Origin of the sequence: Micromonospora sp. DT53, assembly GCF_049841535.1 — a bacterium.
Classification (GTDB): Bacteria; Actinomycetota; Actinomycetes; order Mycobacteriales; family Micromonosporaceae; genus Micromonospora.
On record NZ_JBNCKM010000004.1, the window covers coordinates 477,382 to 497,642 of the forward strand.

Sequence of the window (20,261 nt, forward strand, 5' to 3'; positions counted from 1 at the left end):
GCAAGGGCGACCCGGTGACCGGGGCGGATGTGCTGCTGCTCGCCCTCGGTGCGGTGGCGGTCGGCGCCGGCGTGCTGGTGGTGACCACGAAGCACCTGGTCCGGGCCGGGCTCTACCTGGTGGTGTGCCTGGGCGCGTTGGCAGGTGACTTCCTGGTGCTCAGCGCCGAGTTGGTGGCCTGGGTGCAGGTGTTGATCTACGTGGGCGCGGTGGTGGTCCTGTTGCTGTTCGCGGTGATGCTGACCCGGGCTCCGATCGGCGCCTCCGACGATCTGGACCGGCCCGGCTGGCCGGCGGCTCTGATCGGTGGCGGCGCCGGGCTGGGCCTGACCGCCCTGCTTGTCGACGCGTACCGCTGGAGCACCGTCACGCTGCCGCACGCCGGCACCGCCGAGCGGCTGGGTGAGCAGATCTTCCAATCCTGGGTGCTGCCGTTCGAGGTGCTCTCGGTGCTGCTGCTCTCCGCCCTGGTGGGCGCGATCGTGCTGTCCCGCCCGGACATCGGCCGAGCCGCCCCGCAACGCGACCGCACGGCAGGCGACCTGGTCGACAGCGAGCCCGGGGGGCGCCGGTGAGGCCGGTCATCCCGTACGTCACCGCCGCGCTGCTGTTCGGCCTCGGCGTGTACGGCGTGTTGCGCCGCCGCAACGCGGTGCTGGTGCTGATGTCTGTCGAGTTGATGCTCAACGCGGTAAACCTGATCCTGGTCACCGCGGACACCACCGCCCGCGCCGTGCTTCCGCACTCGGGGCAGGTCTTCGCCCTCTTCGTCATCGTTCTGGCCGCCGCCGAGATCGGGGTGGGGCTGGCGATCGTCCTCCAGCTCTACCGGCTGCGGGCGACAGTCGCCGTGGATGACGTGCCGTTGACCGAGCCGTCGAGTCCTCTCGGCGGGCGCGAGCCGGCCGTCGGAGACCCGGAGGCGGGCCGGTGACCGGGCTGCTCGGGGCGCTGCTGCCCGCCGTACCCCTGGTCGCCGGGCTGCTCGGTCTGCTGCTGCCACCGGCCCCACGGGGCAACAGCGCGACCGGCGGCGATCGGGCCCGCAGCGCGGCCGTCGCGCTCGGGGTCGCCGGTGCGGCCGGCGCGTTGGCGCTGGCCGTCGCGCTGCTGCTCACGGTCGACGGGCCGACGGAGACGTCGAGCACCTGGGTCGACATCGGCGGGCTGGCGGTGACCCTCGGCGTACGGCTGGACGGGGCAGCCGCGCTCGTCGCGGTCGCGGTCACCGTGGTCGCCCTGGCCGTGCAGGTCTACTCGATCGGCTACCTGCGGCGCGGTCCCCACGACGACGTCGACGTGGACCATCGCTACCCGCCCTACGCCGCTCAGATCAGCATCTTCACCGGTGCCATGCTGCTGGTGGTGGTCGCCGGCGACCTGATCATGCTGTTGGTCGGCTGGGAGGTGATGGGCCTCTGCTCGTACCTCCTGATCGCCCACGACCGCCGACTGGCCGGCGCCCCCGCCGCCGCCATGAAGGCGTTCCTGGTGACCCGGGTCGGTGACGTCGGGTTCCTGCTCGGCATCGCGCTGCTGGGCGTGTCGACGGGCAGCTTCCGGATCGCCGACGTGCTCGCCCACGACCACTCCGGTGTGACGTTGACGGCCGCCGGCCTGCTGCTGCTCGCCGGCGTGGCCGGCAAGAGCGCGCAGTTCCCGCTGCACACCTGGCTGCCGGACGCGATGGCCGGCCCGACCCCGATCTCCGCGCTGATCCATGCCGCGACGATGGTCGCCGCCGGGGTGTACGCCGTGGCCCGGCTGTACCCGCTGTTCACGGCCGCGCCTGTGACGTTGACAGTGCTGGGGGTGCTCGGGGCGATCACGCTGCTGCTCGGCGCGCTCGCCGCCACCGCCCAGGACGACATCAAGCGGGTGCTGGCCTGGTCGACGGTGTCCCAACTGGGCTACATGACCGGCGCGCTGGCGGTCGGCTCACCGTCGGCGGCCCTGTTCCACCTGCTCACCCATGCCGCCTTCAAGGCGCTGCTGTTCCTCGCCGCCGGCGCGGTGATCCACGCCGTCGGCACCACCCTGATGTCGGAGATGGGCGGGCTGCGGCGCAGCATGCCTGTGACGTTCTGGTGCACGGTGGTGGGTCTGGGCGCGCTGGCCGGGGTGCCACCGTTTGCCGGTTTCTGGAGCAAGGACGGCGTACTGACGGTCGCCGAGTCGGCCGCGCTGGAGGGCACCGGTCCCGCCCCGTCCTGGGTGGGCTGGATCGTCTGGATCGCCGGGTTGGTCGGCGTGGCGATCACCGCCTGGTACGCCGGTCGGCTGCTGCTGCGCGCCTTCTTCGGCGCTGCGCGCCTGCCCCTGCTTCGGCCGCACGACCCGCCGGCGGTGCTGCGCTGGCCGGTGTTGCTGCTGGCCGTACCTGCCGCGCTGCTCGGTCTGGTCGGGTTCGTCGGGGCGTTCGCCGATCGCCTGCGGTTTCCCACCGTCCCGGTGGCGGGCTCCGAGGACGGTCTGGTCCACCTCGGGCCGGGGGTGCTGCTGCCGCTCGCGTTCCTGCTGCTCGGCGCCGCGCTGGTGGCGCTGGGCTGGCGGCGCGACCAGGCCGCCGACCCGGCGGCGGCGCTGGGTCCGCTGCGGCCGGTCTTCGCCCGCGCGTTCCGGCTCGACGACGCCCAGCACACACTTGTGGTACGCCCCGTCCGCGCGTTGGCCCGCGCCGCGCGTACCGCTGACGAGGTGGTGGTGGACGGCGCGGTCGAGGGCAGCGGGCGAGCCGCTTCCGGTCTGGGTACGGGGCTGGCCGCGCTGCACCGCGCGGCGCTGCCCCGAGCCGCCGCCGGTGTCCTGGCCGGCGCGCTGCTGATCGGCTTGGCCGCCGCCCTGCTCGGAGTTAACCGGTGAGCGCGAGGAGTGAGCCGGGTTTGCGAGCCCCGCAGTCGCGATCGAAGGTGGCCCGATGACGTTTGGCCAGGGGTTGTTGGTCGCTGTTCTGGCGCTGCCGGCGCTGGGCGCGGTCGCGGTGGCGGCTACGCCTCGGGACCGGGCGGCCCGGCTGGTCGGCACGGTCGCGGCGGCGTTGACCCTGCTGGCCGCGGTGCCGCTGGTGTTCGGCGGTCGGGGCTGGGTCGCCTGGTCGGCCGGCGCGCCGGCGGTGCGCCCGTGGCACCAACTGGATCTGCCCTGGGTGCCCGGCCTGGAGTTGCGCTTCCATCTCGGCGTCGACGGCATCTCGTGGCCGCTCGTGGTGTTGACCGCGCTGCTCACCTTGCTCTGCTGCGCGTACACGATGTGGCGGGTCCCGGACGGCGGCAGCGGCCGGGCGCTCGTCGCGCTGCTGTTGGTGGTCGAGGTGGGCATCCTGGGCACCTTCCTCGCCCTGGACCTGGTGCTGTTCTTCCTCTTCTTCGAGGTCGTCCTGCTGCCGATGTACGCGATCATCGCCGGCTGGGGTGGCGCGGACCGGCGTCGGGCGGCCCGGAAGTTCGCGCTCTACACGCTGTTCGGGTCGGTGCTGCTGCTGGTCGGCGTGTATGTCGTGGTCGCCGCCGCCGGCACCGCCGACCTGGTGACGCTTACCGGTGGCACGGGGATGTCCAGGGGCACCCAGTTGGCCGCGTTCACCCTGCTCGCGTTGGCGTTCGCGGTGAAGAGCCCGCTGTGGCCGCTGCACTCCTGGTTGCCCGACGCGCACACCCAGGCCCCCACGGTGGGCAGTGTCGTGCTGGCCGGGGTGCTGCTCAAGATGGGCACCTACGGTCTGATCCGGGTGGCGGTGGGGGTGGCGCCGGAGGGCGCCCGGTGGGCGGCGCCGGTGCTCGGCGTGCTGGCCGTCGCCGCGATCCTGGTCGGTTCGCTTGTCTGTCTGGCCCAGTCGGACGTGAAGCGACTGATCGCATACTCCAGTGTGGGGCACATGGGCTTCGTGTTGCTCGGCGTCGCCACGCTGACCACCGTCGGCATCCAGGCTGCGTTGATCGGCAACGTCGCGCACGGGGTGATCACCGGCCTGCTGTTCTTCCTGGCCGGGGCGGTGAAGGACCGTACCGGCACGGGCACCCTGGCCGAGCTGTCCGGGCTGCGGGAGACTGCCCCCCGGTTGGCGGGTCTGCTGGCGTTCGCGGCGATCGCGTCGCTGGGTCTGCCCGGGTTGGCCGGCTTCTGGGGCGAGGCGTTCGCGGTGATCGCCGCCGTCCAGGTGGGCGGCCCGCTCTGGACCACCCTCGGAGTGCTGGCGGCGGTCGGTGGGGCGCTCACCGCCGCGTACTTCCTGCGGTTGCTGCGCCAGGTCACCCACAACCGGCCGAGCCCTGCCGTCGGGCAGGTCGGCCCCGGCCTGGCCGGCGCGGAGTTGACCGCGTGGGTGCCGCTGGTGCTGCTCGCGTTGGCCATCGGCCTGGCGCCGACGTTGGTCCTGGGTGTCGCCGAGGCCCCTGTCGACGCCCTGATCGGAGTGGTCAGACCATGAACGTCGTGCAGAGCGTGGACAGCGTCGCGCTGCTGCCGGCCTACCTGGCCGCCGGCACGGCAGTGCTCGTGCTCATCACCGATCTGCTGCTGGCTCGGCCACGGGCCACGATCGTGGTGGCCGCGCTCGGCGCGCTCGGCACCGCCGTCGGCTCCGCGCTGGTCGGCGCGGGAGCGGAGCGGCGGACGTTCTGTGTGGGCGCCGACTGCTCCTGGGTCTTCGGCGGTCGCGCGGCCCTGGTCGGTGTGGTGGTCGCGCTGCTCACCCTTGGCGTGCTCGGGCTGTCGGTGCCCGCGCTGCTGGCCGGGCGGTCACCGGTCGGGGAGTACGCCTTCCTGCTGGCCTGCTCGATGACCGGCGGCGTGGTGCTCGGCGCGGCCGGCGACCTGATCACGCTGATCGTCGCCCTGGAGACGCTGACCCTGCCGCTGTACGTGCTTGTCGGTCTGCGCCGGGGGAGCCTCGCGAGCGCCGAGGCGGCGTTGACCTTCTTCGTGGTCAGCGTGGTGGCGACCACGCTGACCCTGCTCGGCGCGGCGCTGCTGTACGCGGTGACCGGTGGCCTGCACCTGGACCGGCTCGGCGCGTTGCTCGCCGAGCAGCCAGAGCTGCGGGACCTGCCGCTGACCACCGCCGCGGTGGCGGTGCTGCTGGTCGGGTTGGCCTTCAAGGTGGCGGCGGTGCCGTTCCACGCCTGGGCGCCGGCCACCTACGACGGCGCGCCGCTGCCGGTGGCCGCCTACCTGTCCACCGCGTCGAAGCTGGGCGGCCTCGTCGCCCTGCTCGCCGTGGTGCAGCGGGCGCTGCCCGCGGACCAGACCGGTCCGGTGCTCGCGCTGCTCGCCGTGCTCACCATGACCGTCGGCAACCTGGTCGCCCTTCGTCAACGGCGCACCGTCCGGCTGCTCGCCTGGTCGTCCGTCGCGCAGGCCGGCTACATCCTCGCCCCGCTGGGAGCGTTGGCGCTGGCCGCCGGGCGCACGGACGAGGCACGGTCCGCCGCGTACGCGGCCGCCGTGGCGTACGCCGTCTTCTTCGTGGTGTTGGAGCTGGCGGCGTTCGCCGGGCTGACCGCGCTGCGCCCGGCCGGCGCGGACGGCGGCACCCTTGACGACCTGCGCGGGGCGGCCCGGCGGCACCCCTGGCGGGCTGCGGCGTTCGGTCTCGCGCTTGTGGGTCTGGCTGGTCTGCCGCCGGGGCTGGCCGGCCTGTTCGCGAAGGTGACAGTGGTCCGGGCGCTGCTGGACGGTGGCGCGGCCTGGTTGGCGCTTGTGGTGGCGCTGAACGCCGTGATCGGCCTCGCCTACTACCTGCGGGTGACCGCCGCGCTCTGGGCGCCCACGACGACGCCCGGCCCGGCCGCGGCGCTCGCCGGTGACGGAGCGTCGGGCGTACCCGTGGTGGGTGTGGTGGCGGTGGTGCTGGCGGTGGCGACGGTGGCCGCCGTGGTGCTCGGCGTCGCCCCGCAGTTGGTGCTCGACCTGGCCGGCCGCTGACCCACCCGGCCCGGTCTCAGTCAACTCTCAGCGTTGAGACGGATGGTTGACGGGTACCGGGTTGTTACACCGGTCAGCGGATCCCGGCGATCCGTGCACCGAAGGAGACATCGTGCACCACAACCGTCTGAAGACCGCAGCGCTGCTCGGCCTGCTCAGCGCCCTGATCCTGGCGGTGGGCTACTGGTTCGGCGGCAGCGGCGGCCTGGTCATCGCCGTCCTCGTGTCTCTGGTCATGAACGGCGTTTCCTACTTCTACTCCGACAAGCTCGCACTGCGCTCGATGGGCGCGCAACCGGTCACCGAGGCGCAGTTCCCCGAGCTGTACCGGATGGTCCGGGAGCTGGCCACCGACGCCCAGCAGCCGATGCCGCGGCTCTACGTCAGCCCGACCGCGCAGCCCAACGCGTTCGCGACCGGTCGTAACCCGCAGCACGCGGCCGTCTGCGTGACCCAGGGCATCACCGAGATCCTCGACTACCGCGAGCTGCGCGGCGTGATCGGGCACGAGCTGTCCCACGTCTACAACCGGGACATCCTGATCTCCAGCGTGGCGGCCGGCCTGGCCAGCATCATCACCCTGCTGGCGAATCTCGCCTTCTTCATTCCGCTGGGCGGCGGGGACGACGAGGACCGACCCAACCCGGCCGTGCTGCTGCTCACCCTGATCCTGGGCCCGATCGCGGCCACGGTGATCCAGTTGGCGATCAGCCGGAGCCGCGAGTTCCAGGCGGACGCCTCCGGCGCCGAGCTGAGCCGCGACCCGTTGGCCCTGGCCAGCGCGCTCCGCAAGATCGACGCGGTGGCCCAACGTCGGCCGTTGCCGGCCCAGGGCCAGCTCACCAGCACCGCCCACCTCATGATCGCCAACCCGTTCCGGGGCGGCGGCATGGCCGCGCTGTTCTCCACGCACCCGAAGATGGAGGACCGCGTCGCCCGGCTGGAGCAGATGGCCCGCAACTCGGGGCCTGTGCAGTTCCAGCGCTGATCCACTGATCCACTGATCCGCCCGTACCCGGCCGCGTCGGGTACGGGCGGATCGCCGTGTCGGAGAGTTATTCCGCTGTCTTGCCGTCAGCCGGCGGCGTTAGGGTCATAACGGCTCACGCTCATTACACCCTCGGGAGGTTCACGGTGACCGCGCTGCGTCAGTACCTGGGTGTCTGGCGGATCCCCGGTGCGCCCATGCTGCTGATCACCGGCATCATCGGGCGGCTCGGAATCGGCATGACCCCGCTGGCGCTGCTCCTGGTGGTCGAGCAGGTGACCGGGCGCTACTCACTGGCCGCCATCGCGGGAGGCATCTACGCCCTCGCCGGCGCCGCGCTCAGCCCGGTCGCCGGACGGATCGCCGACCGGGTCGGCCCCAGCCCCGTCCTGCTGCTCACCGCCGTGGCCCACCCGCTGGCGCTCATCGGGTTGCTGCTGGCCAGCCGCTCCGGCGACGACGCCCTCCCCGTCATCTACCTCGCCGCAGGCGTGGCCGGCGCCACCTACCCGCCGCTCACCGCCGCCATCCGAGGCGCCTGGAACGACCTGACCGGCCCCACCTCCGGCCGGTACCCCCTCCGCAACACCGCGCTGGCCGCCGAGACCACCCTGTTCGAAATCGTCTTCGTCCTCGGCCCACTGCTCGTCGCCGGCTTCGTCCTCGTCGCAGACGCGGCAGCCGCGCTGATCGGTGCGGCCGTGGTCACCCTGGTCGGCACGACCGCCGTGGCCCTCGGCCGGGTCATGCGCGGCTGGCGTCCGCACCCGCAGGAGCACCACGCCCGTGGGCTCGGCCCGCTGCGGGTCCCCGGCTTCCCGGCCCTGCTGATCTGCGTGGCCGGCCTGGGCATCGCGTTCGGGGCCGCCGGGGTGATCGTGCCGGCGTTCGCCAGCGACCACACCACCAACGACCCGGAGAGCCTCGCCGGCCTGCTGCTCGCCGTCTGGGGCATCGGCAGCGCCATCGGTGGGCTCTGGTTCGGCGTCCGCAGGCCGGCACCGAACATGACCCGGCAGTTCGCCCTGCTGCTCGCCGCGCTGGCCGCCACCTTCGCGGTGTTCGCGGTGATGCCCACCCCACTGGCGTTGGGTGTCGCGCTGGTCGCCGGCGGCGCCACCATCGCGCCCGCCCTGACCCTGGAGAACACCCTGGTCGGCCGGATCGCCCCAACCGGCATGTTGAACGAGGCGTACACCTGGGTGGTCACCGTCGCGGTGGCGTCCAGCGCCGCCGGCGGCTCGGTGGCCGGCGTGATCGTGGACCACGCCGGCGGCGTCCGCTGGGCGTTCCTGTTCGCCGGGGCGGCCGTCGCCGTCGGGGCCGCGGTAGCCGCACTGCCCGCCGGGCCCATCGCCCGTGCGGAAACCACAGCGGTACGCACCGAACAACCCGTAACCGTCTGATCGGCCGGTGCCGGGCTCGGCCCGTGCTCGGCCCGTGCTCGGCCGGTGTCGGGCTCGGCCCGTGCTCGGCCGGTGTCGGGCTCGGCCCGCGCTCGGCCCGCCCTTGATCGACTCGGTTTACTGAAAGTCGCGGTGTCCCAGTCGCCCGGATGCCCCGACTTTCAGGAAACCGAGTCGATCTCAGCCGGGCGCGTCGCGTTCGGAGATCGCTGGCGGGTCAGGGCGGGCGGCCGTCAGCGGTAGTTGTTGAACTGAAGGGCGACGCCGAAGTCTTCGCCCTTGAGCAGCGAGATGACGGCCTGCAGGTCGTCGCGCTTCTTGCCGGTCACGCGCAACTGGTCGCCCTGGATCTGCGCCTGCACGCCCTTGGGGCCCTCGTCACGGATCTTCTTGCTGATGGCCTTGGCCTTGTCCGTCTCGATGCCCTGGATCACCTTGCAGTCGATCTTGAAGATCTTGCCCGACGGACGCGGCTCCCCAGCATCCAGCGACTTCAGCGAGATGTTCCGCTTGACGAGCTTCTCCTTGAACACGTCCAGTGCGGCGCGGACGCGCTCCTCGGTCTCTGCCTGAAGGCCGATCGCCTCCTCACCAGACCAGGAGATCTCAGCGCCGGTGCCGCGGAAGTCGAACCGCGTCGCAAGCTCCTTCTCCGCCTGCCGAAGGGCGTTGTCGACCTCCTGACGGTCAACCTTGCTCACGATGTCGAACGACGGGTTCGCTGCCATGTTTCTGCTCCTGCTGTCCGGCGGTCTGGGCCTGCCGTCGGCCGCCGACCAGCGGCACGACCCCCTGACCGTACCCGGTTGCGTCGGCACCGGGGGGAGCCGCTATTCTTGCTTCCGCCGCCGCGTTGCGACGCGGTGGGGTGCCCTGGCGGGTTGCCCGAGCGGCCAATGGGAGCGGACTGTAAATCCGTCGCGAAAGCTTCAGAGGTTCGAATCCTCTACCCGCCACCAGGTGCAGACACGGCCCCTGACCAGCAGAGATGCTGATCAGGGGCCGTTGTCGTTGATCTAGCCGAGTCCGGCTGAGTCCAGCCGATGCGGGACCGAAGGGTGGAGGGCGGCCTGAAGGTGGCGTCGATCCTGAGGCCGGGCCCGCAGCGCCAGGTCAGGGCTTGCCTCGTCGCGGCTCGAAAGGGAGGTCATCCGCTACTTTCGATGCCGTGGGTAAGTTGAGCTGCGCTTACGATGCTCGTAGTCTGACTTCGCGCCGGTCGTCGTCCATCTGAAATGAACCCGACGAAGTACTGGCGGGATGGCGCGGAGCCGGTATGGTGGTCGATGGCCGAGCCGAGGCGTACGTGGGGCGCGCGTTGTAGGAATATTACTGAGGGTGATTGTCGGAGCGGGCGTGGCGAGTGTTTACAACTCGACCCGAATTGTGTTGAAGGTCGTATTCGACGCTGCGTGAAGCGGTGAACTGCCCCGCAAGCTCGTGATCTGGCCCGGTGCGGCGAGGGCGGTAGGCCGAACGGCGGGAAGTAACTGACGGTGGGGCTAGTCGGGCGACCACCACTTCTCTGGCTGCCCGCACTGTGGCACGATCGTGGAACCTCCACTACCCCCACGAGACCTTCCGACAGGAGCAATCTTATGTCTGGTCGTAGGTTGGGCCGGCTGTATGGCTCGCTCCTCATCCTCGCTGCCGTCGCCACCATGGTCATCGGTAACCACGGTGTCCCCGCCGACCTGAACCTGGGCGACATCATCTGGGTCTGACGGCCCCTGTCTGACGGGTCGCCGGCTTTCAAGGACACGCCACGCAGGCAGGGAGCGGGATGATCGCGCGGGACCAGTTGAGGCGTAGGTCCTCGGAAGACGCCTGGATCATCACCGCTCCGCTGATCCTTCTCGCTGTTACCTGCGTGATCCTCACGGGGCTGGTCGCCGATCAGTCGTTCGGTGACTGGCACTGGGCCGCGCTTCTTCTCGTGGCGATGATCGCCGCGGGCCTTCCGTTGCTGGTGCTGGTGGTCCGCCGACAGTCGGTGGCCATGACGCTTACCGAGCTGCCGCTCGTACTCGCGTTCTACTTCCTGCCGCCACTGACCGTCGTGGTCATCTACACGCTCGCGTCCCTGGTCACGCAACTGCGGCATCGGATAACGGCGCCAAAGGTCTGGTTCAACGTCGCGCGCGCGGCCGCCGGGACGTCGCTCGCCACACTGGTTCTCCAGGCGTTGCCGCCGAGGTCGGGTGTCGGCCCGGCGACCTGGGTGAGTCTGTGTTGCGCGATCAGTGTGGTGATCCTGGTCAGCCTCACCGGCGTCGCTTCGGTACACACCCTCCTGCAGGGCTGGCAGGCCGGTCGGGAGACGCTTCGCGCAGTGCCGTCGCTGCTCCTGACCGCGGGTATCAACGTGGCCGCCGGCCTGATCGTCCTGATCCTGATCCGGGAGTCTTGGTGGTCGCTGGTGCCGCTGGCCGCGTTGGCGGCCGGGCTCGCGCTGGTCTACCGCTCGTACACCCAGTTCTTCCGCCAGCACCGCACGCTGACCGACATGTACGAGTTGAGCAGGGCGGTGGCGGCCAGCGGCCAGGACGGAACCCTTGTCGACGCCCTCCTCGGTCGGGTGCGCGCGTTGATGCAGGCCGAGTACGCCACCCTCTGGCTGCCGGCGCAGGGGCGGCATCCCGAGATTCTGCTCACCGCGAGGGTCGAGGATTCTGGTCTGCTGGACCTGTCCCTTACCCCGTCGGCGTTGCGGGAGAAGGTGCTGGAAACGGCCCGCCCCGTGACGGTCGGCCGTGGAGTGACAAGCGATCCCCAGTTCCGGGCCAGCCTCGCCGAGAGGGGGGTCAAGGACACCGTTGTTGTTCCCCTCCGGTCGGGCGGGGTGGTGATCGGGACTCTCGAGGTCACCAATCGGCTCGCCGACCCGCTGTACTTCACCCAGCGCGACATCTCGGTCTTCGAGACGGTGGCCGCGCACGCGGCGGTGGCGTTGGAGAACTCCCGGTTGGTGGACCGGTTGCGGCACGACGCGTACCACGACGCGCTGACCAAGCTGCCCAATCGTCGGCGGATCACCGGCGCACTGGACGAGTCGGTCAAGATTCGTCTGCCCGGCGAGGTGGTGGCGCTGCTGCTCTTCGACGTCGACGGTCTGCGCCAGGTCAACGAGTCCCTCGGTCACGCAGCCGGGGACAAGGTCCTGGCCGAGGTCGCCAACCGGTTGCGGGCCAGCGCGCCGTCGTCGGCTCTGGTCGGCCGGGCCGGCGGGGACGAGTTCCTGGTGACGCTGCGGTTGGAGAGCGCCGAGGCAGCGCTCGAGTTGGCCGCTCAACTGCGTGAGCAGATCCGCGACGAGATGGTCTTCGACGCGCTCACTCTGAATGTGGACACCGCTGTCGGGGTGGCCGTACACCCGGATCATGGCAGCGATGCGGCCACCTTGCTGCTGCGGGTCGACCTGGCCACCACGGCGGCCAAGTCGGTGCCGGGCAGCGTGCAGTTGTTCAGCCCGGGCCTGGAGTCTCGGTCGCTGCGCCGGCTGGGTCTGGCCGGCGACCTGCACCAGGCACTGGACCAGGGCGAGCTGGAGGTCTACTTCCAGCCCAAGGTGACATTGCGGGACCGCCGCCTGGTCGGCGTCGAGTGCCTGGCCCGCTGGGAGCACCCGACGCACGGCACCGTCGCACCCGAGGACTTCGTGGCGGTGGCCGAGCACACCGGCCAGTTGAGCCGGCTCACCGAGGTGGTGCTCCGCGAGGGCCTCCGTCGCAGTCGGGACTGGGCGCTGGCCGACCAGCCGCTGCCCATCGCGGTCAACCTCTCGGCCCGTACGCTCGTCGACCAGCACTTCCCGGACCGGGTCCAGGAGTTGCTGACCGAGTACAAGGTGCCGGCGCAGCGTCTCACCCTGGAGATCACCGAGTCGGGGGTGCTGGACGGCACGGACCGACCCATCCCCACCCTGCAACGGCTGCGGGATCTCGGCGTACGGCTGTCGGTGGACGACTTCGGCACCGGCGACTCGTCCCTGGCGCATCTGCGGCGGTTGCCGGTGCACGAGGTGAAGGTGGATCGCTCCTTCGTACAGGGTATGGCGACCGATCCGGGGGACCTGGCGATCGTCAACGCGGTGGTGACTCTCTCCCAGCAGTTCGGCCTGGCCGTGGTGGCCGAGGGTGTGGAGAGCGAGCTGACGCTGGAGCTTCTCCAGGACATCGGCTGTGAGATCGGGCAGGGCTTCCTGTTCAGCAGGCCGTTGCCGTACGAGCGGTTGGCTGCCTGGTTCGGCGCCCAGGTCGAGCCTGAGTCGATCTCCAGCGGGGAGCTGCCGCGCCTTCGTGTCGTGCCCTGAACAGGGTGCGGACGATCATCGGGGATCCGATTTCACCTGTCGAGCCGGGCCGTGTACTCTTACTCCTGCGCGCCCCACGGGGAAGATCGCGCAGGCCCCCTTAGCTCAGTCGGCAGAGCGTCTCCATGGTAAGGAGAAGGTCTACGGTTCGATTCCGTAAGGGGGCTCGAGGGTTCAGCTGGACCCATCGCAGCGGTGTAGCTCAGATGGTAGAGCAAGCGGCTCATAATCGCTGTGTCGCCGGTTCAAGTCCGGCCACCGCTACTCTCGTCTTCCGGGCTCGTTGCCGGTGGTCGTAAGAATGGGCGCTTCTGGCGCCCACTTTGCATGTCCGCGCTGTCAGCGTCTAGGCTGGCGCGTCGTAGTTGTTTCCGTTAGCGAGGAAGGCACTCCGCCGTGGCGAAGGCTACCGATGTCCGGCCGAAGATCACTTTGGCGTGTGTGGAGTGCAAGGAGCGCAACTACATCACGCGCAAGAACCGGCGCAACGACCCCGACCGCATCGAGCTGAAGAAGTTCTGCCCGCGCGACGGTCGGCACACGGTCCACCGCGAGACCCGCTGACTGTTGGCCGGCCTCGGGGCCGGCCGCTGTCGAAGTTTTTCGATCGCCGATCTGACCGGTTTGGCGCGGCTTCGCCGCCTACCGATCAGGTCGGCGATTGGGCTTTCCGTGTAGGTTCGCGGCATGCCTCTGGACCCTTCCTTCGTCGGCCGGACCTATCCGCCGACCGCCCCCTACCAGGTGGGCCGAGAAAAGATCCGCGAGTTCGCCAGCGCCATCGGCGCCACCGATCCGGCCCACCATGACCCGGAGGCCGCGCAGGCGCTGGGCCACCCCGACGTGTTGGCCCCGCCGACCTTCCCGGTGATCGTCACGATGGCCGCGAGCCGCCAGATCATCGAGGACCCGGCCCTGGGTGTCGACTACAGCCGCCTGGTGCACGGCGACCAGCGGTTCGCGTACACCCGGCCGGTGGTCGCCGGCGATGAGCTGGTCTGCACCAACACCATCGAAGAGGTCAGCACCCGGGGCGGGCACGGCTTCCTGACCACGCGCACCGACGTGAGCACCGTCGGCGGGGAACCCGTCGTCGCGGTCTGGGCCAGGTATGTCATCCGCGGGGAGGCGTGACATGGAGTTTCCAGCACAGACGTTTCGGGTGACCCGCGCGGACCTGGTCCGCTACGCCGGCGCCTCGGGCGACTTCAACCCGATCCACTGGAGTGACCGGGTCGCCACCACTGTGGGTCTGCCCGGGGTCATCGCCCACGGCATGTTCACCATGGCGCTTGTCGGCCGGGCCGTCAACGAGTGGGCCGGGTCGCCGGACGCGGTGGTCGAGTACGGCGTGCGTTTCACCCGGCCGGTGGTGGTCCCGGACGACGACCAGGGGACCGAGATCGAGGTCACCGCGCGGCTTCGTACGCCGACCGAGGACGGTCTCACCCGGATCGAGGTGACCGCCACCTGTCTGGGCGACAAGGTGCTGTCGCAGGCGCGGGCAACCATCCGCACGGCGCGCTGAACCGAGCCCGCCACGCGTGGCGAAGAGACCGGTTGGGAAAGTCGGGCGGCTACCCGTACACTGGTCCGCCGTGGGGCAAGTGACCCCTGCTCGGTCGTCTGTGGCCGCGTGGGGCGAGTGTTGCCGCATAGGGGTGTAGCTCAATTGGCAGAGCAGCGGTCTCCAAAACCGCAGGCTGCAGGTTCAAGTCCTGTCACCCCTGCGCCTCAGGCCTGACCGTTCCCGTGGGTCGCGCCGCCAGCTTGGCGGCGTCCGGCCCGTGGTGGTGGCATCGGCGGGGTGGTCCGAGGCAATCGGGCCCTCCGGGTGATCCACCGGCCGCGGCCCGTCGCGGGACGGTTGGGTTCGGCCGGCGTGACCAGCGCCGCGTACGCCACTCGGCGTACGACCCCAGATTCCGCGACGGAGGGCGAAGTGGCCGACAACAAGCGGCGCGACGACGACGGCGACGATCGTCTGGACGACGAGGTCGTCGACGACGTGGCCGACGACGACGCCTCCGGCGCGGACGAGCCGGTTTCCCGGGGAGGCACCGCCACGCGGTCCCGTGCCCGGGCGGAGTCGGCGGACAGCCGACCGACCACCCGGTCGGAAACGGGTCGGGTGGGCGTCTTCGGCCGCATCGCCCGGTTTTTCCGCGAGGTCGTAGCCGAACTGCGTAAGGTCATCTGGCCGACCCGCAAGGAGTTGCTGACCTACACCGCCGTGGTGGTGGCGTTCGTCGCGGTGATGCTGACGATCGTGGGTGTGCTGGACTTCGGCTTCGCCAAGGTCGTGTTGTTTGTCTTTGGCAACTCGGACTGACCGGCTGCCTCCAGCCATAGTGACGGAAGTGAGCGAGCGTGCCTGAGTACGACGAGACCGCCGGACCGGTGGACGAGCAGTCCACGGTCGCGACGGCGGCTGGTGACGAGTCGGTTGAGGCCGCCAGCGAGCCGGAGTTCCCAACGACCGAGCCCGCACCGGACGAGGACTACGACCCCGTCGCGGAGCTGAGGCAGAAGCTGCGCTACGCGCCGGGCGACTGGTACGTGGTGCATTCGTACGCCGGCTACGAGAACAAGGTGAAGACCAACCTCGAGACCCGGATCACGAGCCTCGACATGGAGGACTTCATCTACCAGGTCGAGGTGCCGACCCGGGAAGAGGTCGAGGTCAAGAACGGTAAGCGTTCGCAGATCCAGGCCAAGGTCTTCCCTGGTTACATCCTGGTCCGGATGGAGCTGACCGCCGAGTCGTACTCCTGTGTCCGGAACACCCCGGGTGTGACCGGCTTCGTCGGCGCGACCGACCGGGCCGACCGGCCCGCTCCGCTCTCGCTCGACGAGGTGCTGAAGTGGCTGGCGCCAGCCGTCGAGACCGAGCAGAAGAAGTCGAAGCCGGAGATCAAGGTCCTCGACTTCGAGGTGGGCGACTCCGTCACCGTCACCGATGGTGCGTTCGCGTCGCTGCCGGCCACGATCAGCGAGATCAACGCCGACCAGCAGAAGCTCAAGGTGCTGGTGTCGATCTTCGGTCGGGAGACTCCGGTGGAGCTCAACTTCAACCAGGTCGCCAAGATCTGATTGGTCGTCGGCGGCGGGCCCGACCCGCCGCCGACGTCGGCGTACGCGCTCTCGCTCGACCTCGGCGGACGAGTGGGCTGCGGCCTGCGCTACTCTTGAATGTCGCCGCTGTCGCACCGCGCTGACCGTGCGCGCCCGAGGGCGGCGACAGCCGCATTTTCCCAGCTCCAAGCCCCAGGAAGTGACATGCCTCCGAAGAAGAAGCTCGTCAAGACGTTCACGCTTCAGTTGCCGGCGGGCCAGGCCACGCCGGCGCCGCCGGTCGGCCCCGCGCTCGGCCAGCACGGCGTGAACATCATGGAGTTCTGCAAGTCCTACAACGCGCAGACCGAGTCTCAGCGGGGCGACATCGTCCCGGCCGAGATCAGCGTGTTCGAGGACCGGTCCTTCACGTTCGTGCTGAAGACCCCGCCCGCTGCCCGGCTGCTGATCAAGGCCGCCGGTGTGCAGAAGGGTTCGGGTGTTCCGCAGTCCGAGAAGGTCGGCTCGGTCAGCCGCGCCCAGCTGCGTGAGATCGCCGAGAAGAAGATGGCCGACCTCAACGCCAACGACATCGCCCAGGCCGAGAAGATCATCGCCGGCACCGCCCGGTCGATGGGCATCACCGTCAACGACTGACGTCGGCCCCGGCCTTCGACGACCCGACAGTGGGAGGGCTCGCGCCGAGCGGCCCGCCAGAGACCACAGGAGTAATCAGCAATGCAGCGCAGCAAGAGCTACCGCAAGGCCGCCGATGTCATCGACCGGTCGAAGCTTTACACCCCCTCCGAGGCCGTGAAGCTGGCCAAGGAGACCACCAACGTCAAGTTCGACGCCACGGTCGAGGTCGCCATGCGCCTCGGCGTCGACCCCCGCAAGGCGGACCAGATGGTCCGCGGCGTGGTCAACCTGCCGCACGGCACCGGTAAGACCGCCCGCGTGATCGTGTTCGCCAGCGGCGCGAAGGCCGAAGAGGCCGCCGCCGCGGGCGCGGACGAGGTGGGCACCGATGAGCTGGTCGCCCGGATCCAGGGTGGTTGGCTGGACTTCGACGCGGCGATCGCCACGCCGGACCAGATGGCCAAGATCGGCCGGATCGCGCGGATCCTGGGCCCGCGCGGTCTCATGCCGAACCCGAAGACCGGCACGGTGACCATGGACGTCACCAAGGCGGTGCAGGACATCAAGGGCGGCAAGATCACCTTTCGGGTGGACAAGCACTCCAACCTGCACCTGATCATCGGCAAGGCCTCCTTCACGGAGACCCAGCTGGTGGAGAACTACGCCGCGGTGCTCGACGAGGTGCTGCGTGCCAAGCCGTCCGCGGCCAAGGGCAAGTACCTCCGCAAGGTCATCGTGACCTCCACGATGGGCCCGGGTGTCCCGGTCGACCCGAACCTGGTGAAGAACCTCACCGGAGACCCTGCCGAGGCCTGAGCCGACAGATCGCTCCACCGGGGCGCCGCCACGACCGTGGCGGCGCCCCGGCGCGTTCCAGATGTGGCAGGCTCGGCCCATGCGGCTGGAAGACATCTGGTTGCGGTACCACCGGCGAGGGCCGTGGGTGCTGCGGGGCATCGACGTACGGATCGGGCCGGGCGAAGTGGCGGTCGTGCTGGGCCGCAACGGGGTGGGCAAGTCGACCCTGCTCCAGGTGGCCGCGGGGGTCCTCCGGCCGGGCCGGGGCCGGGTCACCGACCGCCCGACGCGGGTGGCCTGGGTGCCGGAGCGTTTCCCCGCCGACCAGCCGTTCACCGTGACCCGCTATCTGAGCGGGATGGCCCGCGTCGCGGGGCTGGGCAGGGCGGCGGCCGACGAGGCGGTGACCTCCTGGACCGACCGGCTCGGGCTGTCCGCCTTCCGCTCGGTCCGGCTGCCGGAGTTGTCCAAGGGCACCGCGCAGAAGGTGGGCCTCGCCCAGGCGATGCTGCGCCCACCGGGCCTGCTGGTCCTCGACGAGCCGTGGGAGGGGCTGGACGCCACCACCCGCGAGCTGGTGCCCGAGTTGATCGCCGAGGTGCTCGCCGCCGAGGGCGCCGTTCTGGTCAGCGACCACCGCGGCGAGACGGTCCGGCTGCCGGCCGCCCGTCGCTGGCTGGTGGCCGACGGCTCACTCTCCGAGGAGACGCCGTCGTCGGACGAGACGCTCGCCGTGGTCGAGGTCGCCGTGCCGGCCGCGCGGGTCGCCGGCACCGTCGCCCGGTTGCGCGCCGAGGGCCACCAGGTGCTGCGGGTACGCTCCGACGCCTCCACCGCCGCACCCCAGGCTCGACCCGCCGAGCCGCTCCAGCCGGCCGGTGTTGCCCGAGCCGCCGAGTCGCCGCTCCCGGCGGCCGGGGAGCTGACAGCGGAGCAGCCGCAGGCCGCCGACCCGGTGGTCGAGCCGACCGCGGGGGAGGCCCGGTGAGCGCCCTGGTCCGGATGCGGCTGGCCGGTTTCCTGCGAACCGGGCGGGCGGTGGCACCCTTGCTCGCCGGCCTGATCACGCTCGGCACGCTCTATGGCGGTGGCCGCGCCCAGCCGGCCGAGGCGTACGGCGTCTCCGCGGTCGTGCTCTTCCCGGTGCTCGCCTGGCAGACCAAGATCCTGCTGGACGTCGAGCCGGACGTGCAGCGTCGGCTGGTGCAGGTGACGGTCGGGGTGGCGCGGGAGCGGTTGGCCGGGCTGCTCGCCGCCGGAGTGACGACGCTGGTGACGGTGGCCATCGCGTTGCTCTTTCCGTGGCTGGTCGGTGGGGTGACCGGCCCGGTCGACCCGGGGGACCGGTCGATTGCGGTCGGGCTCGCGCTGGGCGTGTGGGCGCACCTGCTTGTCGTACCCGCTGCGGTTGCTCTGGGGGCGCTGGCGAGCCGGGCGTCGGTGGGTGGCGCGGGGTACGGCGTCGCGGTGTTGGCCCTCGGCGGGGTCGGCGCGGTGGTCCTCGGCCTGAGCGGCTCGGTGGCCCCCTGGCTGGCGCCGCCGATCATGGCCGCGGCTCGCACCACCGGCGGCGACGCGGCCGCGCTGACCCTGTTGGGGCTGAGCGTGTGGGCGCTGGCCTGGAGCGCCGCGGTCGTCGGTGGCTACCTGTGGCGGCGGCGGGCCCAGGGCTGACCGCCGCCGGCGCCGGTGGCGCGGCTCACAGGGCGCGATTTGGCGCTGGTGGCCGGGGCGCGTACTGTTCAACCGTCATCCGTGTTCTCATGGATGAGGAACCACCCAAAGACCGCTGGTCACCGTGCTCCGGCACGGTCGAAGGTCCCGCGACGACGGGCGACCCGCGTAGGGCGGCAAGCGTAACTCGGCAGTGCACATGGTCCGCCGACCAGGTGATCCGCCGGCCCTCGCCCCGTGCGCCCTGCGCCGGGGCTTTTTCGTTGTCGTGCTGCCTCCGCCCCCGTTCCGGCTTCGGCCGAGACGGGGACCAGCCTCGAGTAACGAGAGAGGAGGGACATGGCGGACAAGCCGATCCGGGCCGACAAGGCCACGGCCGTCGCTGAGCTGACCGAGAGCTTCCGCAGTTCGGGCGCCACCGTGCTGACCGAGTACCGCGGTCTGACGGTTTCCCAGCTCACGCAGCTTCGGCGCTCGCTCGGCGCCGAGACCAGCTACACGGTCGCGAAGAACACGCTGGCCAAGCGTGCTGCGACGGACGCGGGCATCACCGGCCTCGACGAGCTGTTCACCGGTCCTACCGCGCTGACTTTCGTTTCGGGCGACGTCGTCGAGGCGGCGAAGGGGCTTCGCGACTTCGCGAAGGCCAACCCGAAGCTCGTCATCAAGGGCGGTGTCTTCGAGGGCAAGGCCATCACCGCGGCCGAGGTCACGAAGCTCGCCGACCTGGAGTCCCGCGAGGTGCTGCTGGCCAAGCTGGCCGGCGCGATGAAGGGCAACCTGAGCAAGGCCGCGGCCCTGTTCCAGGCCCCGCTGTCGAAGACCGCCCGTCTGGCGGCTGCACTGCAGGACAAGCGCGAGAAGGAGGGCGCCGAGGCGGCCTGAGGCCCCCACGGCGCACCAGTTCTTACTTAACAGAATCAGGAAAGGACGCCAGATATGGCGAAGCTCAGCACCGACGAGCTGCTCGACGCGTTCAAGGAGATGACGCTGATCGAGCTCTCTGAGTTCGTGAAGCAGTTCGAGACGACCTTCGAGGTCACCGCTGCCGCTCCGGTCGCGGTTGCCGCTGCCGGTGGTGCCGGTGGCGCTGCGGCCGAGGCCGAGCCGGAGCAGGACGAGTTCGACGTCATCCTCGAGGCTGACGGTGGCAAGAAGATCCAGGTCATCAAGGTCGTGCGCGAGCTGACCGGCCTGGGCCTCAAGGAGGCCAAGGACGCGGTCGAGTCCGCGCCGAAGGCCATCCTGGAGAAGGTCAACAAGGAGACCGCCGACAAGGCGAAGGCCAAGCTCGAGGGTGAAGGCGCCAAGGTCACCCTCAAGTGACCTGACGTTCCACAAACGCGTACCCGGCTCGTGAGCCGGGACACCATCGCGTCGCGGCGGGGGGGGGGGGGGGCCAACAAAAACCCCCCCCCCAACGGGGGAGGGGTGGAGGGAAGAGACCAAAAAAGGGGAACCCCCCCCC

General features: G+C 70.6%; 21 protein-coding genes and 4 tRNA genes. 24 read left to right on the plus strand and 1 reads right to left on the minus strand.

Annotated features, from left to right (window positions below; translation table 11 throughout):
* The first annotated feature begins 14 nt into the window (after positions 1–14).
* The 7 genes from ACLQ3B_RS16430 (at position 15) to ACLQ3B_RS16460 (ending at position 8,316) form a co-directional block, all read left to right on the plus strand.
* Entirely contained in the window at positions 15–575 is a 561-nt protein-coding gene (locus tag ACLQ3B_RS16430) for an NADH-quinone oxidoreductase subunit J family protein (RefSeq protein ID WP_425781576.1), read from the plus strand.
* Positions 572–934 carry an NADH-quinone oxidoreductase subunit NuoK gene (nuoK, locus tag ACLQ3B_RS16435; protein WP_425781578.1) on the plus strand — a complete coding sequence of 121 codons (363 nt, stop codon included), beginning with the start codon at positions 572–574 and terminating at the stop codon, positions 932–934. The genes ACLQ3B_RS16430 and nuoK overlap by 4 nt, the downstream gene beginning before the upstream one ends.
* Positions 931–2,862 (plus strand): NADH-quinone oxidoreductase subunit L, encoded by a 1,932-nt coding sequence (locus tag ACLQ3B_RS16440; protein WP_425781580.1) that lies wholly within the window; start codon positions 931–933, stop codon positions 2,860–2,862. The genes nuoK and ACLQ3B_RS16440 overlap by 4 nt, the downstream gene beginning before the upstream one ends.
* Positions 2,863–2,917: 55 nt before the next feature.
* Entirely contained in the window at positions 2,918–4,426 is a 1,509-nt protein-coding gene (locus tag ACLQ3B_RS16445) for a complex I subunit 4 family protein (RefSeq protein WP_425781581.1), read from the plus strand.
* Positions 4,423–5,922 carry an NADH-quinone oxidoreductase subunit N gene (locus tag ACLQ3B_RS16450; RefSeq protein ID WP_425781583.1) on the plus strand — a complete coding sequence of 500 codons (1,500 nt, stop codon included), beginning with the start codon at positions 4,423–4,425 and terminating at the stop codon, positions 5,920–5,922. The genes ACLQ3B_RS16445 and ACLQ3B_RS16450 overlap by 4 nt, the downstream gene beginning before the upstream one ends.
* A gap of 112 nt (positions 5,923–6,034) precedes the next feature.
* Complete coding sequence (htpX, locus tag ACLQ3B_RS16455; protein WP_425781585.1) at positions 6,035–6,910, plus strand: zinc metalloprotease HtpX; 876 nt, start codon at positions 6,035–6,037, stop codon at positions 6,908–6,910.
* A 146-nt stretch (positions 6,911–7,056) separates the two neighbouring features.
* Positions 7,057–8,316 carry an MFS transporter gene (locus ACLQ3B_RS16460; protein ID WP_425781587.1) on the plus strand — a complete coding sequence of 420 codons (1,260 nt, stop codon included), beginning with the start codon at positions 7,057–7,059 and terminating at the stop codon, positions 8,314–8,316.
* A gap of 233 nt (positions 8,317–8,549) precedes the next feature.
* On the opposite strand, the gene ACLQ3B_RS16465 is transcribed toward ACLQ3B_RS16460, so the two are convergent.
* Entirely contained in the window at positions 8,550–9,044 is a 495-nt protein-coding gene (locus ACLQ3B_RS16465; protein WP_124774541.1) for a YajQ family cyclic di-GMP-binding protein, read from the minus strand.
* Between the two features lie 147 nt (positions 9,045–9,191).
* On the opposite strand from ACLQ3B_RS16465, the gene ACLQ3B_RS16470 reads away from it, so the two are divergent.
* The 17 genes from ACLQ3B_RS16470 to rplL all read left to right on the plus strand — a co-directional run bounded on the left by ACLQ3B_RS16470 (position 9,192) and on the right by rplL (position 20,119).
* Positions 9,192–9,275, plus strand: a tRNA-Tyr gene (locus tag ACLQ3B_RS16470).
* 639 nt (positions 9,276–9,914) lie between these two features.
* Positions 9,915–10,040: a hypothetical protein gene (locus ACLQ3B_RS16475; RefSeq protein WP_425781588.1), complete on the plus strand. Its 126-nt coding sequence runs from the start codon at positions 9,915–9,917 to the stop codon at positions 10,038–10,040.
* 59 nt (positions 10,041–10,099) lie between these two features.
* Positions 10,100–12,628 carry a putative bifunctional diguanylate cyclase/phosphodiesterase gene (locus ACLQ3B_RS16480; protein WP_425781590.1) on the plus strand — a complete coding sequence of 843 codons (2,529 nt, stop codon included), beginning with the start codon at positions 10,100–10,102 and terminating at the stop codon, positions 12,626–12,628.
* Positions 12,629–12,722: 94 nt separating this feature from the next.
* Positions 12,723–12,795 (plus strand) — tRNA-Thr (locus ACLQ3B_RS16485).
* Between the two features lie 24 nt (positions 12,796–12,819).
* A tRNA-Met gene (locus ACLQ3B_RS16490) sits at positions 12,820–12,892 on the plus strand.
* A 132-nt stretch (positions 12,893–13,024) separates the two neighbouring features.
* The gene (rpmG, locus tag ACLQ3B_RS16495) at positions 13,025–13,192 is read left to right on the plus strand and encodes a 50S ribosomal protein L33 (protein WP_007073056.1); all 168 of its coding nucleotides are present in this window, start codon (positions 13,025–13,027) and stop codon (positions 13,190–13,192) included.
* A gap of 123 nt (positions 13,193–13,315) precedes the next feature.
* Positions 13,316–13,762 (plus strand): FAS1-like dehydratase domain-containing protein, encoded by a 447-nt coding sequence (locus tag ACLQ3B_RS16500; protein WP_425781592.1) that lies wholly within the window; start codon positions 13,316–13,318, stop codon positions 13,760–13,762.
* Between the two features lies 1 nt (position 13,763).
* On the plus strand, positions 13,764–14,156 hold the full coding sequence (locus ACLQ3B_RS16505) for a MaoC family dehydratase (protein WP_425781594.1): 393 nt from the start codon (positions 13,764–13,766) through the stop codon (positions 14,154–14,156).
* Between the two features lie 129 nt (positions 14,157–14,285).
* A tRNA-Trp gene (locus tag ACLQ3B_RS16510) sits at positions 14,286–14,358 on the plus strand.
* A 212-nt stretch (positions 14,359–14,570) separates the two neighbouring features.
* Positions 14,571–14,960 (plus strand): preprotein translocase subunit SecE, encoded by a 390-nt coding sequence (secE, locus tag ACLQ3B_RS16515; protein ID WP_091403530.1) that lies wholly within the window; start codon positions 14,571–14,573, stop codon positions 14,958–14,960.
* Between the two features lie 38 nt (positions 14,961–14,998).
* The gene (nusG, locus tag ACLQ3B_RS16520; protein WP_238667527.1) at positions 14,999–15,721 is read left to right on the plus strand and encodes a transcription termination/antitermination protein NusG; all 723 of its coding nucleotides are present in this window, start codon (positions 14,999–15,001) and stop codon (positions 15,719–15,721) included.
* Positions 15,722–15,907: 186 nt separating this feature from the next.
* Positions 15,908–16,339, plus strand: coding sequence for a 50S ribosomal protein L11 (gene rplK, locus ACLQ3B_RS16525; protein ID WP_091402426.1), 432 nt, complete (start codon positions 15,908–15,910; stop codon positions 16,337–16,339).
* A gap of 81 nt (positions 16,340–16,420) precedes the next feature.
* Positions 16,421–17,137, plus strand: coding sequence for a 50S ribosomal protein L1 (gene rplA, locus ACLQ3B_RS16530; RefSeq protein ID WP_425781597.1), 717 nt, complete (start codon positions 16,421–16,423; stop codon positions 17,135–17,137).
* 79 nt (positions 17,138–17,216) lie between these two features.
* Positions 17,217–18,107, plus strand: coding sequence for an ABC transporter ATP-binding protein (locus ACLQ3B_RS16535; protein WP_425781599.1), 891 nt, complete (start codon positions 17,217–17,219; stop codon positions 18,105–18,107).
* Positions 18,104–18,793, plus strand: a complete 690-nt coding sequence (locus ACLQ3B_RS16540; protein ID WP_425781601.1) for a hypothetical protein — start codon at positions 18,104–18,106, stop codon at positions 18,791–18,793. Before ACLQ3B_RS16535 ends, ACLQ3B_RS16540 begins: the two co-directional genes overlap by 4 nt.
* 339 nt (positions 18,794–19,132) lie before the next feature.
* Positions 19,133–19,678, plus strand: coding sequence for a 50S ribosomal protein L10 (gene rplJ, locus ACLQ3B_RS16545; RefSeq protein ID WP_030489577.1), 546 nt, complete (start codon positions 19,133–19,135; stop codon positions 19,676–19,678).
* Positions 19,679–19,732: 54 nt separating this feature from the next.
* Positions 19,733–20,119: a 50S ribosomal protein L7/L12 gene (rplL, locus tag ACLQ3B_RS16550; RefSeq protein WP_410821762.1), complete on the plus strand. Its 387-nt coding sequence runs from the start codon at positions 19,733–19,735 to the stop codon at positions 20,117–20,119.
* Positions 20,120–20,261 lie beyond the last annotated feature (142 nt).

Bases quoted from the DNA above. Each gene is read 5' to 3' on its own strand.
- ACLQ3B_RS16445 (WP_425781581.1), top strand. From the start codon at position 2,918: ATGACGTTTGGCCAGGGGTTGTTGGTCGCTGTTCTGGCGCTGCCGGCG.
- ACLQ3B_RS16450 (WP_425781583.1), top strand. From the start codon at position 4,423: ATGAACGTCGTGCAGAGCGTGGACAGCGTCGCGCTGCTGCCGGCCTAC.
- ACLQ3B_RS16465 (WP_124774541.1), bottom strand. From the start codon at position 9,044: ATGGCAGCGAACCCGTCGTTCGACATCGTGAGCAAGGTTGACCGTCAG.
- ACLQ3B_RS16475 (WP_425781588.1), top strand. From the start codon at position 9,915: ATGTCTGGTCGTAGGTTGGGCCGGCTGTATGGCTCGCTCCTCATCCTC.
- ACLQ3B_RS16480 (WP_425781590.1), top strand. From the start codon at position 10,100: ATGATCGCGCGGGACCAGTTGAGGCGTAGGTCCTCGGAAGACGCCTGG.
- ACLQ3B_RS16500 (WP_425781592.1), top strand. From the start codon at position 13,316: ATGCCTCTGGACCCTTCCTTCGTCGGCCGGACCTATCCGCCGACCGCC.
- ACLQ3B_RS16505 (WP_425781594.1), top strand. From the start codon at position 13,764: ATGGAGTTTCCAGCACAGACGTTTCGGGTGACCCGCGCGGACCTGGTC.
- rplK (WP_091402426.1), top strand. From the start codon at position 15,908: ATGCCTCCGAAGAAGAAGCTCGTCAAGACGTTCACGCTTCAGTTGCCG.
- rplA (WP_425781597.1), top strand. From the start codon at position 16,421: ATGCAGCGCAGCAAGAGCTACCGCAAGGCCGCCGATGTCATCGACCGG.
- ACLQ3B_RS16535 (WP_425781599.1), top strand. From the start codon at position 17,217: ATGCGGCTGGAAGACATCTGGTTGCGGTACCACCGGCGAGGGCCGTGG.
- rplJ (WP_030489577.1), top strand. From the start codon at position 19,133: ATGGCGGACAAGCCGATCCGGGCCGACAAGGCCACGGCCGTCGCTGAG.
- rplL (WP_410821762.1), top strand. From the start codon at position 19,733: ATGGCGAAGCTCAGCACCGACGAGCTGCTCGACGCGTTCAAGGAGATG.